This is a genomic window from Bacteroides intestinalis DSM 17393, assembly GCF_000172175.1.
Taxonomy (GTDB): domain Bacteria; phylum Bacteroidota; class Bacteroidia; order Bacteroidales; family Bacteroidaceae; genus Bacteroides; species Bacteroides intestinalis.
The window spans coordinates 1,098,082-1,112,061 of sequence record NZ_ABJL02000008.1 but is presented as its reverse complement, the minus strand read 5'-3'; the positions used below and the strand labels follow the sequence as shown (position 1 = coordinate 1,112,061).

At 42.0% G+C, this 13,980-nt stretch carries 10 protein-coding genes; 6 read left to right on the top strand and 4 right to left on the bottom strand.

All coding sequences use genetic code 11. From position 1 onward, the window contains the following. Positions 1–68: 68 nt before the first annotated feature. From BACINT_RS13920 to BACINT_RS13910, 3 genes are all read right to left on the bottom strand, one after another. The gene (locus BACINT_RS13920) at positions 69–1,079 is read right to left on the bottom strand and encodes a GGGtGRT protein (RefSeq protein WP_007664171.1); all 1,011 of its coding nucleotides are present in this window, start codon (positions 1,077–1,079) and stop codon (positions 69–71) included. Positions 1,080–1,098: 19 nt separating this feature from the next. Beyond that, positions 1,099–1,800 carry an iron-sulfur cluster assembly scaffold protein gene (locus BACINT_RS13915; RefSeq protein ID WP_007664170.1) on the bottom strand — a complete coding sequence of 234 codons (702 nt, stop codon included), beginning with the start codon at positions 1,798–1,800 and terminating at the stop codon, positions 1,099–1,101. Between the two features lie 175 nt (positions 1,801–1,975). Beyond that, positions 1,976–3,742 (bottom strand): polysaccharide lyase domain-containing protein, encoded by a 1,767-nt coding sequence (locus BACINT_RS13910; RefSeq protein WP_007664169.1) that lies wholly within the window; start codon positions 3,740–3,742, stop codon positions 1,976–1,978. Positions 3,743–3,898: 156 nt separating this feature from the next. Between BACINT_RS13910 and BACINT_RS13905 the strand changes: the two genes are divergently transcribed. Next, on the top strand, positions 3,899–4,453 hold the full coding sequence (locus BACINT_RS13905; RefSeq protein ID WP_085930039.1) for an RNA polymerase sigma-70 factor: 555 nt from the start codon (positions 3,899–3,901) through the stop codon (positions 4,451–4,453). A gap of 225 nt (positions 4,454–4,678) precedes the next feature. On the opposite strand, the gene BACINT_RS13900 is transcribed toward BACINT_RS13905, so the two are convergent. Beyond that, entirely contained in the window at positions 4,679–5,773 is a 1,095-nt protein-coding gene (locus BACINT_RS13900) for a metallophosphoesterase (protein ID WP_007664165.1), read from the bottom strand. Between the two features lie 196 nt (positions 5,774–5,969). On the opposite strand from BACINT_RS13900, the gene BACINT_RS13895 reads away from it, so the two are divergent. The 5 genes from BACINT_RS13895 (at position 5,970) to BACINT_RS13875 (ending at position 13,752) form a co-directional block, all read left to right on the top strand. Beyond that, a complete protein-coding gene (locus tag BACINT_RS13895; RefSeq protein ID WP_007664163.1) occupies positions 5,970–7,142 on the top strand; it encodes a FecR family protein in 1,173 nt (390 codons plus the stop codon). Positions 7,143–7,158: 16 nt separating this feature from the next. Next, on the top strand, positions 7,159–10,515 hold the full coding sequence (locus BACINT_RS13890; RefSeq protein WP_007664162.1) for a TonB-dependent receptor: 3,357 nt from the start codon (positions 7,159–7,161) through the stop codon (positions 10,513–10,515). A gap of 20 nt (positions 10,516–10,535) precedes the next feature. Continuing rightward, positions 10,536–11,987: a RagB/SusD family nutrient uptake outer membrane protein gene (locus BACINT_RS13885; RefSeq protein ID WP_007664160.1), complete on the top strand. Its 1,452-nt coding sequence runs from the start codon at positions 10,536–10,538 to the stop codon at positions 11,985–11,987. Between the two features lie 9 nt (positions 11,988–11,996). Continuing rightward, entirely contained in the window at positions 11,997–13,157 is a 1,161-nt protein-coding gene (locus tag BACINT_RS13880; protein ID WP_007664158.1) for a metallophosphoesterase, read from the top strand. 97 nt (positions 13,158–13,254) lie between these two features. Next, a complete protein-coding gene (locus tag BACINT_RS13875) occupies positions 13,255–13,752 on the top strand; it encodes a DMP19 family protein (RefSeq protein WP_007664151.1) in 498 nt (165 codons plus the stop codon). Positions 13,753–13,980 lie beyond the last annotated feature (228 nt).

The following is a 13,980-nucleotide window of genomic DNA, read 5'->3' as shown; positions in this document are numbered from 1 at the left end:
GTAGATGAAATAAAAATCCCCATAACCTTATCAGTTACAGGGATTTATTATTTTGATTAAGTAATTACTTACTTGCTCAAAGCCTGAGCTACGTCAACCGCACAAGCCACTGTACAACCTACCATCGGGTTGTTACCGATGCCGAGGAATCCCATCATTTCTACGTGAGCAGGAACAGATGAAGAACCAGCGAACTGAGCGTCTGAGTGCATACGTCCCATGGTGTCGGTCATACCATAAGAAGCCGGACCGGCTGCCATGTTATCCGGGTGAAGGGTACGACCTGTACCACCACCGGAAGCTACTGAGAAATAAGGCTTACCAGCAAGCATACGCTCTTTCTTGTAAGTACCTGCAACCGGGTGTTGGAAACGAGTCGGGTTAGTAGAGTTACCAGTGATAGAAACGTCTACACCTTCTTTCCACATAACAGCTACACCTTCACGAACGTCGTCGCAACCATAGCATTTTACTTTGGCACGCTCACCGTCAGAGTAAGCGATTTCGCGAACAACTTTCAGTTCAGAAGTATAGTAGTCGAATTGAGTTTGTACGTAAGTAAAGCCATTGATACGAGAGATGATCTGTGCAGCATCCTTACCCAAACCGTTCAGGATACAACGCAGAGGTTCTTTACGTACTTTGTCAGCTTTAGCAGCAATTTTGATAGCACCTTCTGCAGCAGCAAATGACTCGTGACCTGCCAGGAAAGCAAAACACTTAGTCTCTTCGCGCAGCAACATAGCTGCCAGGTTACCATGACCGATACCAACCTTACGGTCGTCGGCTACAGAACCCGGGATACAGAAAGCTTGCAGACCGATACCGATAGCTTCGGCAGCGTCAGCAGCATTCTTGCAACCTTTCTTCAATGCAATAGCTGCACCTACTACGTAAGCCCATTTTGCATTTTCAAAACAGATCGGCTGAGTTTCTTCACACGTTTTATAAGGATCAAGTCCGGCAGCTTCGCAGATTGCGTTTGCTTCCTCGATGTCTTTGATGCCGTTAGCGTTCAAGGCAGCAATGATACCTTTGATACGACGGTCTTGACTTTCAAATTTTACTTCTCTAATCATAATTTCTTTCCTCCTTATATTATTCGTGACGTGGATCAATATGTTTAACTGCTCCCTGCTCAGGTGTTACGCGACCGTAAGTACCGGTAACCTTCTTCAATGCTTCGTTAGCATCTGTACCCTTCTTGATTTCATCCATGAATTTACCCATGTGAACGAATTCGTATCCGCAGATCTCGTCATTCTTATCCAAGAAGATATTCTTGATGTAACCTTCGGCCATTTCCAGGTAACGAGGACCTTTGGCCAGAGTACCGTACAGTGTACCTACCTGGCTACGCAGACCTTTACCCAAGTCTTCCAAACCTGCACCGATAATCAAACCACCTTCAGAGAAAGCAGACTGAGTACGTCCGTAAACGATTTGCAGGAAAAGTTCGCGCATTGCTGTATTGATAGCGTCACAAACAAGGTCAGTGTTCAATGCTTCGAGTACTGTCTTGCCCGGAAGGATTTCGGCAGCCATAGCAGCTGAGTGAGTCATACCGGAGCAGCCGATTGTTTCAACCAATGCTTCCTGAATGATACCTTCTTTTACGTTCAAAGTCAGTTTACAAGCACCTTGTTGAGGAGCACACCAACCTACACCATGTGTTAAACCTGAAATATCAACTATTTCTTTTGATTTTACCCATTTGCCTTCTTCGGGTATGGGAGCCGGTCCGTGGTTAGGACCTTTCTTTACAACACACATGTGTTCCACTTCGTGTGAATAAGTCATAATTAGCTCTTTTTTTAAGTTATATAAATTAAAAAACGTAATCTACTTTCTAAAATCGCTCGCAAAGTTACTCCTTTTCTTTATTTATGCAAATCGAGTTATCTGACTTTTTTTATAAAAATAAATAATAAGAGACAGTGGTTCTGTGTATTGCAATCTCCACATTACAATAAAATTAACGAGGACTTTTGAAACTGTACTTTTTCCCTCCCGATAGGATGTTAATAATGGCAGGTTGGGTGAGGGGGTATACAGCCTGTTCGTCAGAGCTTTGATAGGAAGCCATGATTCTTCCCGATAAATCATAAATTTCGATGCGTGCCCCTGCGCAAAGTCCCTTAAGGACAATTTGCTTATCCTGCCGGAAACATTTTACCGCATCTGTTTCTTGGGCAGAAGGAGAAGAAATCCCTGTGGTAGTGCCATATAAACCGAAATCGTGGTTGCTTGGGGAATTACTGCTGTTTTCGTAACAGGCTTTCATCAAGTCGTCAACGAGGCTATTGATGTAAAGTTCCAGATAAGAGTAACCGGTAGATGGTTCTATGTCCTTATAGGTTTTGCCGACGGGAAGATACTGGGTAGCCCAAGTGTCAGGAATACCGTCCCCATTGGAATCTGCAGGCTTTTCTTCATTATTGTACAGAGGCCATCCTTCCACATCGGCTTGTGAATCAATCAGTCCGTTACTACTGCCGTTGCTACCTTCATAAGTGTAATTCCCATTCTTAACTTCAAAGATGATCCGTTCATCGACGGCGTCACGCTTCAGGCTGGCGCCTACTTGTGCCAGTACTTTTTCATAAGCCTGTGCTGCAGCATGCGTACTAACGGATGCGACTTCAAATTCTGTCTTACTTTTTATGCCGTCTTTACTTCCTCCCGGCAGTTCACCGTTACCCAGATGCGGATGAATGCCTTCCCAGTTATCTGCATTGGTTTCACTCACCAGTTTTTTCATGTCATTACTCAATTTGGAGCAAGTATCGTCAAAGTAGTTACCATCCACATAAAAGCTTCCCCATATACCTGCAGGATTGCTTTGTGTACCATCATCGGCATTGGGCTGAAAGATACGGTTGACGATACTCTTCTTTGTGGCAGTAGAGGGGCCTGGTTTATAATAATTGTTCACAAAGTTATACCGTCCGCCTTCTCCGGCATATCCTCCGTTGGTAGGGCCCCAGTTATAGAATACATTGTTGCGCAGATCGGTGAGCTCCTCTTCCCATCTTCCTATGGATCGGCTGCCATCCAGACGAGGAGTGCGGCTACTGTGATGAGCCAGCAGATTATGGTGAAAACTTGCTCCCTCACCTCCCCAAATGGCTCCATATCCGTGGTTTCCTTTGACGTGTACCGATTTGGTTAGGCTTTCACTCAAGATACACCACTGCATAGTAAAGTTCTTATTACTATAAAAAGAAGCGCATTCGTCCGTACTCCAGCTCATACTACAATGATCTATGATGATATCCGAGGTATAACGTCCCCACATGGCATCGTCTTCCGCTTTCTTTTCATCTCCCATCCGGCAGCGAATGAAGCGGATAATAATATTAGTGGCGCATTGGTCCTTTTTATCTTCTTCCTTGTATCCGGCAATGTGCAGGGTGTAGTTCTTGATACAAATCCCATCTCCCGGAGCTGTTTGTCCGGCGATAGTAAGATTCCCGTTTTTTATGACCAGCCTGCTTTTCAGTTCAATAATACCCGACACATCAAAAACAATGGTGCGGGGAACTTTCATCTCAATTCCTGCACGCAGTGATCCTTCGCCGCTGTCATTAAGGTTGGTGACGTGATATACGATACCTCCGCGCCCGCCGGTTACGGTGTAGCGGGCAAAACCTTCGGCACCGGGGAAGGCCGGAGTGGTTTGAGCTTGTGCAAAAACGGCACATAAAAGCATGATAAATAGAATCGTGTAGTTTTTCTTCATGGTCTTAAGATTAATATTCTGATGGGACAAAAGTATGGGTTTCCTGAGTGACGGATGTCGACAAATTCTTTTTCTATGTGGAAGTTTAGGTCTTACTGTGTCTTTTTTTAATATTTTTTTCTATTTTCGCAGTAGAATAGAGAAAAAAGAATGCTGGTGGTTACAGAAACTTCTCATACACTCATTAGTATTAGGCTTAATGAACGGGAGTTCCATAATGTTTTTGATAAATATTATGTGGCACTTTGTTTGTTTGCAAACCAATATACTGAAGATGAAGAAACCTCTGCTGATATTGTACAGGATTCCTTTGCAAAATTATGGCAAATTAGAGATGATTTTTTCTATTTGCATCAAGTCAAAGCTTTCCTTTATACAGCCGTGCGCAATAAGGCGTTGAATGAATTGGAGCATTCTAAGGTAGTATTTGAATATGCTCAAAAAGTTATTGAAAAGAAAAAGGATTCTTTCTTCCATGATGCAGTAGTGGAAGAAGAAACTTACCGGATTCTGGCAGAAGCTATTGACAAACTTCCTGATCAGATGCGGGCTATTATGCGATTGGCTATGGAAGGAAAAAAGAATGCTGAAATAGCTGAGCAATTAAATGTATCTGTTGAAACTGTACATACTCTTAAAAAGATTGCATACAAAAAGCTTCGTATATATCTGAAAGAGTATTACTATTTCCTTATACTCTTTTATTTATAAACGTGCAACCTGTCACTTTGATTTCTCTCTATAGCATTAGAGGAAAACAGAATTTTAGACTAATTTCTTATCACCTCCATATCCTCTCCCTGTCTGCTCCATACCAAGCCCATACCAACTCCTTCTGTATAGGTACGGAGCAAACACGGACTTGATACGGTTTTAATCATAAGGAACAGGAAAAATAGAACAAATTATCTTTTTTCCGCGAGAGTACTATGCCTCTTATTCTTTTGTGGATAATTGTAACACAACCATTTCACTTTCCGTTCCTATCCTGAAAGGAGGTCCCCAAAGAGATAATCCACTGGAAACATATATATGGCTGTTTCCCCACTGGCGATAGCCATGACTTTGTTCGTAGATGTAGTCTGTTACCAAGCTCATAGGCCATACTTGTCCTCGATGGGTATGTCCACTAAATTGCAGGTCGACACCGGCTGTTTCACTTTCAGTCAGTTTATAGGGCTGATGGTCTAACAAGATAATAGGCTTGTTTTTATCTACATTTGCCATCAGCTCTTGCAATGAACGGCGGGCAGTGTTCGATCGGTCATCGCGTCCTATCAATTGTATGCCACTGGGGAGTGTGACTATTGAATCGCGCAACAACTGTATGGGAGTGTCTTGTATAAATCGTGCACTTGCATTCATGCCACTGATATATTCGTGATTACCGGGAACCATGTAAATACCTAACGGTGCTTTTAATTCGGACAGTTCCTCCATCATGTTTTCAGCATAAAGAGGCACTACACTGTTGTCAATCAAGTCACCTCCGATCAGAATCAAATCCGGATTTTGCTCGTTAATCATCTTCACGTATCGCTTTAAAGCCGTTTTCCCGGTTCCATATCCGAGATGTAGGTCACTCACGGCGGCTATTTTAATAGGTTGCCGGTCACCGGTCAAAGGTTTGTTGAGGGCGATATTGACTATGTTCGTTTTAGGGTGGCGATAATTATAGTACCCATATCCTAATAAGATGACTGTAAATAGCAAAGAGACGACGAAGCTGTAGTTGAAAGGGATACGGCATAGTTTCAACAGATCGAATGCGAGTAGGAATAAGACCATATATAAGGTGAATATCAGCCAGCCAGTGCCTATTTCATACATTGTATGAGATAAGAAAACCGGCATTTTTATGTTACGGGTCAGCATCGTCCCCACGATGGATAGAGCTGCGAGCCAAAACAAAATAGCCAACGGGATTTTGATTCCAACAGGAAGTCCGGATAACGCTTGTGCACCTCTATAGAATATATAGGTGTTTCCGCCAAGATATATGGTGATGAGGATAATGAAGAATATCAGCATAAAATAGATGTATTAAAATTGAGTGGCAAAAGTAGTTTAATTCTTGATAAAGAAGGAATAAACTACTGATATAAACCTAAAAATTGCATAATAAGATCGGCATTTTGAATTTTCTTAGGAAAAAAATGCTTTTCGATTCACCATGATTTTAATTATGCCTGTTTTATTATAAAAGACAACGAAAAAAGTTCAATTTATGATAAAACAGGATTTTCATATATCTAATATTATTGCCAGACACTTATCGGGTGAAATCACTCCTGAAGAAAACGCTCAACTGGAGAAATGGCGAAAAGCAGATTCCGCTCACGAAGCACTCTTTCAGAAAATTTGCAGTAAAGAGAATTTGAAAAAGCATGTGGAAAGTGGTACGTCTTTCAACACTGCAACCGGTTGGATGGAGGTGCAAAAGCGCATCAGAAAGAGTAATAACTGGGAACGGATGATAAAAATCCTCAGTTATGCCGCTGCTGTTTTAGTACCGGTCTTTTTTGTTGGCATCTCACTAAAATACACTACTCACGACTATTTTTCTAACAAGTCCGTGCTGATAGCCCAACCTATATTGCCGGGAGCGGCCAAAGCAATATTGACTTTGGATAATGGAGAGACTATCAATCTGAATAAAGAAACGGCAGATGCTTTACAAACAATAGAGGGAACAAATATTCAGATAGATTCAACCACCCTGAATTATCAGTTGGCACAGAGTACATCTGTCTCTCCAAAACCTGTATATAATAAGGTGGAGATTCCCCGTGGCGGTGAGTATGCATTAGTGTTGAGTGATGGAACAAAGGTGCATTTAAATTCAATGAGTAGCCTCCGTTTTCCGGTAGCATTTACTACGGGTAAGAGAGAAGTCGAGCTACAAGGTGAAGCCTATTTTGAAGTGAGTAAAACTGGGCAGCCTTTTATTGTAAATGCCAATGGCATACAGGTTGAAGTATTAGGTACGACTTTCAATATCTCCGCTTATCCCGATGAGGAGTACCAGACCACCCTAGTAAACGGATCTGTAAAGGTCAGTGCCGAAAAGGGTGAAAGCCTTATACTGAAACCGTCGCAACAAGCTACCATCGCTTTGGGAAGTAATTCCATACAGGTGCGAACGGTAGATACTTCATTCTATACTTCATGGGTGAAGGGGAAGATCAACTTCAAAGATCAACGCTTGGAAGATATCATGAAGACACTTTCACGTTGGTATGACATGAACGTAGTTTACGAAAATGAAAAACTCAAGAATATACGTTTCGGTTGTAATCTGAATCGTTATGAAGAAATAACTCCTTTCGTCAAGTTACTGGAAAAGACAGAAGAAGTACACGTGAAAATCGAAGGTAATACAATAACATTCCATAATTAACCCAAAAAAGATTACTATGAACAAGAAAGAACACAAGAATCAAGCTGAAAGAAGTAGTAGACGTTTATGGATAACGTTACTATTTTTTTGTTTCACAGTTACCGGTTTTATGCAGGCTGCCAATGCAGTGTTTGCACAAACCACTGTCACAGCAACTTTTAAGAATGCCACTCTTAACGAAGTGCTGTGGGAAGTTCAGAGACAAACTGATTTCACCTTTGTGTATAGCACTGAAGAGGTGAAAAATGTAAAAGTAGAAAAGTTGATTGTGAATCATGAAAAGATTGCTGATGTGCTGGATAAATGCCTGAAAGGTAGTGGGCTGACTTATACGGTTCATGAAGGTGTCATCGCTATTAAGCCTGCTTCTAAGGTTGAAGCTGTAGCTGCTCCCCAGCAAGAGGTTAAAGTGAACGGAAGCGTTGTAGATGAGACGGGTGAATCTGTTATCGGAGCCAATGTACTGGTAAAAGGTACTACCAACGGTTGTACCACCGATCTGGACGGGCATTTTTCTCTTGATGTGGATCATCTGCCTGTTACTTTGATTGTTTCTTATGTAGGCTATATCCGTCAGGAAGTTAAAGTTATTTCTGCAAAGATGGTTAAAGTGGAAATGGTACCGGATAACAATTTGATGGATGAAGTGGTCGTTACTGGTTATGGTACCTTCAAGAAATCTGCTTATGCCGGTTCTGCTTCCAGTGTAAAAGGAGAGACACTGAAAGATGTTCCTGCTATTTCTTTCAAGGACCTGTTGCAAGGCAATGCGCCGGGTGTGCAGTTCACATCATCTTCCGGTCAGCCAGGTGCCTCTTCTTCATTGAGGATTCGTGGTATGGGGTCTTTTAACGCCAGTAATTCTCCTCTTTATGTGATAGACGGAGTACCGATGCGCTCAGGTACTATTAATACGATGAGTTCGGATGCGGGGCTTGATATCATGTCGACTATCAATAGCTCCGACATCGAGAGTGTTACAGTCATTAAAGATGCCGCTGCCGCTTCTCTTTACGGTTCGCGTGCTGCCAACGGCGTTGTATTGATTACGACAAAGAAAGGTAAGGCGGGCAAAGCCTCCATCTCATTGAAAGCTGATTGGGGTAGTTCTGATTTTGCTATGGATTATCGTCCTGTCATGGGTGGAGAGGAACGTCGCCAATATATTTATGACGGTTTGGTGGCAGGTCAGATAAAGAAAGGTAAGAGCGAAGCTGATGCAATGGCTTATGCCGACGGAAAGATTGATAACTATGCTCCGGTTCCCTGGTGTGGATATGTGGACTGGGATGATATTATGTTTCAGAAAGGAAATCATCAGTCCTATGAAGCCTCTCTTTCAGGAGGTACGGACAGATTTAAGTACTACTCTTCGCTTTCTTATTTGAAACAGGACGGTATTGCTATCAATTCCGGTCTGGAACGTATCAGTGGAAGACTGAATGTTGATTTTCGAGCTACTGACAAGCTTAAGTTAGGTGCCAATGTTCTGTTTGCCACTGTCAATCAGGATGTGTATAGCGAAGGTACTTCTTATTCTTCTCCTTTCTATACTTCGCGTAACGCCGTTGTCCCTTCCGATCCTGTTTACAATGAAGATGGTAGTTGGAACCGTGATTTTATCCGCAACAGTGACCGTAATCCGGCATTGGCGGCAACTTATGATTATCAGCGCGAATATGTGACCCGCACGTTCAATACCATCTACGGTGAATATGAGTTCATCAAGGATCTGAAGTTCAAGTCTACCTTGAGCTATGATTATGTTAACACGAAAGGCAATGACTGGAAGGACCCGCGTACCTCTAACGGCGATGACATCAATGGTGGCATGAGCAAGAAGTTCTATGAGTACAAGAAAATGGTATGGGCCAACCAGTTGAGTTATAAAATGTCTATAGCCGCGGATCATCATCTTGATGCATTGGCAGGATATGAGATTGATGACCAGTATCGCGACTACTTATCCGGTTATGCCACTAATTTTGCCACTTACGACAAAAACCAGATCAGTAATGGTATGAAGACCGAATCGGTGGGTGGCAGCGATACGCGTACCCGTATGGTATCTTATCTGTTCCGCCTGAATTACGACTATAAAAACAAATATTATCTGGGTGGCAGTTTCCGTATGGATGGCAGTTCCCGTTTTCTCAAAGATAATCGTTGGGGTAGCTTCTGGTCGATATCTGCCGCATGGCGTGTGATTGAGGAAAGCTTTATGGACTCTGTCAAGGATTGGTTGACTGACCTGAAGATACGTGCTTCTTATGGTGTGAATGGTACTCTTCCTACTGACTATTTCGGATACAGAGGACTGAGCAGTCTGACCAATGGATATTTGGAACAGCCGGGCATTATTCAGTCGCAACTTAAGAACGATGATTTGCAATGGGAAACCAACTATAACCTGAATCTGGGGTTGGATTTCAGTCTGTGGAACCGTCTGAATGTTACGTTGGAATATTATACCCGTACCACTAAAAATTTGTTGATGGACCGTCCTATCTCTATGACAACCGGGTTTGGCAGTTATCTGATGAATATCGGTAAAGTTTCGAATAAAGGAGTGGAACTGGAAATTAATTCTACTAATATCCGGACAAAAGATTTCTCATGGAACACCACATTCAATATTTCACACAATAAGAATGAGATTGTGACACTCGATGGCATGCAAACAGAAATTATTAAAGGAACTCAGATTCGCAAAGTCGGCAAATCATTCCGTACGTTCTATATGAAAGAATTTGCCGGTATCAATCCGGAAACCGGTGCTCCGCAGTTCTATACGAATGACGTGGACGAGAATGGTAACTATAAAAAAGAGATTACTGAAGTTATAGATGAGGCACATGCCATTGTGTTGGACAAGCATGCGGAGCCTAATGTGATAGGCGGCTTGTCAAATACTTTACGCTATAAATGGTTTGATTTCAACTTTATGTTCTCTTACCAGTTTGGTGGTTACTCTTATGATACTTGGGCACAAAAGACCGAACACGGAGGTAACGATCTGGAGGCTAATATTCCGACTTACTATAAGAACAGTTGGAGGAAGCCGGGAGATGTTACCAAGTATGAATTATTTTACGAAAAGCCGAATGTAGCTATGAATAAGGTGACAACGACGCGCAGACTGCACAGTACTGATTTTATCCGTCTGAAGACTTTGACATTCGGCGTGACCATCCCGAAAGAGTGGACCCGTACAATCGGTATTGAGAATGTACGCTTGTATGCATCAGCCAATAATCTTTGGACTTGGGCAGCATACGATTATTACGATCCGGAAGCCGTCAGCGGTGGTACTGCTATCTGGGGAACCCCTCCTTTAAAGACTGTGACTTTCGGCGTAAACATTAATTTCTAACCGTTAAAAAACTTGATATTATGAAGCTATTAAAATATTTATTTATCAGTTCTGTATTGTTCTTCGTAAGTTCTTGCGGAAACGATTGGTTGGATCTGGATCCTTCCACTTCGATAGATACTGAAACCAGTATTAAGATATTGTCGGATGTTGAGTTTACCTTGAATGGTATTTATAGCACGATGCAAAGCTCGGATGCCTACTCCGGTCGGCTGGTATATTATGGAGACGTGACGGGAGATGATATGCAGGCGGTTAGTTCTACCAAACGTGTGGCCGACTATTATCGTTTCAATTTTACAAAAGATAATGGCCCCACTTCTCACTGGTCTTATCTTTATTCTATCATTCAGAATTGTAATCTGATTCTGATGAACATTGACAAGCTTGTCATTGATGAAGAAGATACCGAATACAGAGATGACCTGAAAGGCGAAGCTTTGGCAATCCGTGGGCTGGCCTTATTCGACTTGACCCGTATCTTCGGCTATCCCTATACCAAAGATAACGGAGCATCATTGGGGGTGCCCATTGTGGAAGGATTGTCCACTATTGAAAGTAAACCCTCCCGAAACACCGTAGCTCAGTGCTATACGAAGGTGATTTCCGATCTTACCGAAAGCATTGGTTTGCTGAGCGGTGATTTTAATAAGGGTAAAATTAATAAATGGGGAGCAATGGCATTACTCAGCCGCGTATATCTCTACAAGAATGATAACACTAATGCACTGAAAATGGCGAAAGATGCCATTAAGGGAGCGGAAAAAGAAGGCTATGCCTTGTGGACCAATGAAGAATATCCCACAGCATGGAGTAATGATGCGTCTGCCTCCAATCCGGGTGAAGTCTTGTTCGAAATCGTGAACCTTACTACTGATAGCCCGGGTAAGGAGAGTATGGGCTATCTGAATTCTAAGGATGGTTATGATGACATGTGCATCACTTGTTCCTTCTATCAGTTCCTGAAGAAAGATCCTAAAGATATACGTCTTAAATTGTTGAGTTTCGATAAGAAATATTATGCTTATGTCTTTAAGTATCAACCGCAGCAGAATGAAAGTATCACGGATGCCAATATTCCGCTTATTCGTCTGTCCGAAGTTTATCTGATTGCGGCTGAGGCAGCTGTCAAGTTGGGCGATAATGCCACAGCGATTGAGTATCTCGATCCGATTGTGAAGCGCGCTAATCCGGAAAACACAGTAGTGGGACAGACCATTACTCTGGAAAGAGTGCTGGATGAACGCCGTAAAGAACTGGTTGCCGAAGGACACCGCATGTATGACGTTATCAGAAATGGATTGACAGTAGAGCGTAAGGATGTAAAAGACAGCAATCTGAGTAAAACCAAACATGATACGAAGTATATGACCTATGACTGGAATTTCTATATGATTGTACTTCCTGTTCCCAAGAAGGAAATGGATGCCAATCCTAATATGGAACAGAACCCTGGATATGGTGGAAGATAATAATGATATATGATGAGTAAAACAAGTTTCACGAAGTACTTTCTTATTGCATTTACTCTAATGTTCATCAGTTCCGGCCTTAGTGCCGGAACTTTTGGTTCAGACGGTAAGAAGAAAGATAAAGAGAAAAAAGAAGAGTTATCGGCTGACGGACCGTATGTGCTTTATCAGCCTGATGGTAAAACGCGTGTTATCAGTGTCGATAAGAAAGGGAAAATTATCGATACGACTTATGTTGCACTACCTGAAGATTTTATCTTGCATGTGGTAGATCATAAGGGGCAGTTTCCGTTTGATGTGAGATTGCATCCGGTGAAACGTCCCGATTGGAAATATCGGCAACCGGAAAAAGTGTTTGTTATGTCCGACCCGCATGGTAAGTTGGATTGTGTTATTAGTTTGTTGCAGGGTAATGGGATTATTGATAAAAACTACAATTGGAGCTTTGGTAATAATCATCTGATGGTTATCGGTGATATTTTCGATCGTGGAAAAGATGTACCGCAAATATTCTGGCTGTTTTATAAGTTAGAAGATGAGGCTGCAAAAGCAGGTGGAACTGTTTCTTTCCTGTTAGGGAACCATGAGCCGCTGGTGCTGGCTAATGACTTACGCTATACGAAAGATAAATATAAAGTGCTGGCACAGAAATTGAATATGAATTACCCTGAACTTTTTGGACCCGATACTGAATTGGGTAAATGGTTAGGTACCCGTAATACGATGCAGGTCATAGGTCGCGATCTTTATGTTCATGCCGGGTTAGGCAAGAATTTTTATGATCGTAATCTAAGTATCCCTACCGTGAACGAAGAAATGAGTAAAGCCCTTTTCATGAATAAGAAAGAACGCAGGGCTCTTTCTCCATTGACCGCATTTCTGTATGGTAACGACGGTCCCATCTGGTATCGTGGGCTTGTGCGTACAGATGCCAAGTATCATCCAATGGCGCAGGACAGCCTGCAAATGGTGATGGAACGCTATAAAGTCAAACACATTATCGTAGGGCATACCATCTTCAAGGATATTTCTACTTTCTATGATGGCAAGGTTATCGGTGTCAATGTAGACAATAAAGAAAATCAGAAGAAGAAACGGGGCCGTGCATTGCTGATTGATAAGAATACTTACTTCGTTGTGGGTGATAAAGGCATTCTGCGGAAATTGTAGGAACACTTTTCATTGTTTTTAGTCTTCTTGTTATACCTTTATCTTTTAATTCCATATCTTTGTCGTAATAATTAGAAAAAGACATAATAAGAAGACTATGATAGAAATTACTGATGCCGCCTTGCGCAAAGCAGCAGGCGAGGGAATGGATACTTTTATTCAGGTATTTACCGACAGATATAAAGAAGTGATAGGTGGTGAGCTGACCGCTGAGTCCATGCCGTTGCTGACAGGTGAGCAGCACACTTTGCTTGCTTACCAAATATTTCGTGACGAAGTAATGGATGGTGGCTTCTGCCAGTTGATACAGAATGGGTATGGGGGGTATATTTTTGCCAATCCGTTTGCTAAAGTGATGCGTCTGTGGGGAGCAGAAGATTTCGGTAAACTGGTATATAGAGCCAAAAAGATTTATGATGCCCATCGTGAAGATTTGGAACGGGAGCGTACAGATGATGAATTCATGGCTATGTACGAGCAATATGAAGCTTTCGATGAACTGGAAGAAGAATTCTTGGAAAAAGAGGAAGGCATAACAGCTTTGATAGCCGGTTATGTAGATGAGCATTTGGAACTGTTTGCTAAAATCGTCTGACAAGAGAGTTTATTTTGTATGGAATATCTACGAAAAAAAATATTTTGTTGTATTGCAGTTGATTATTCGATAAATGTTGAATGGAGGCTTTTCCCCCTCCCAAAGTCGTATTCTCTCCTTTTCTTTCTAAGGGGTTATTCGTAAATGACTAAGGAAAGACTTCTTTTCCCTTACTCCTAAATGTACGTACCCTTAATTTAAAACTCCATCCCACAACTGCGAGTCCGT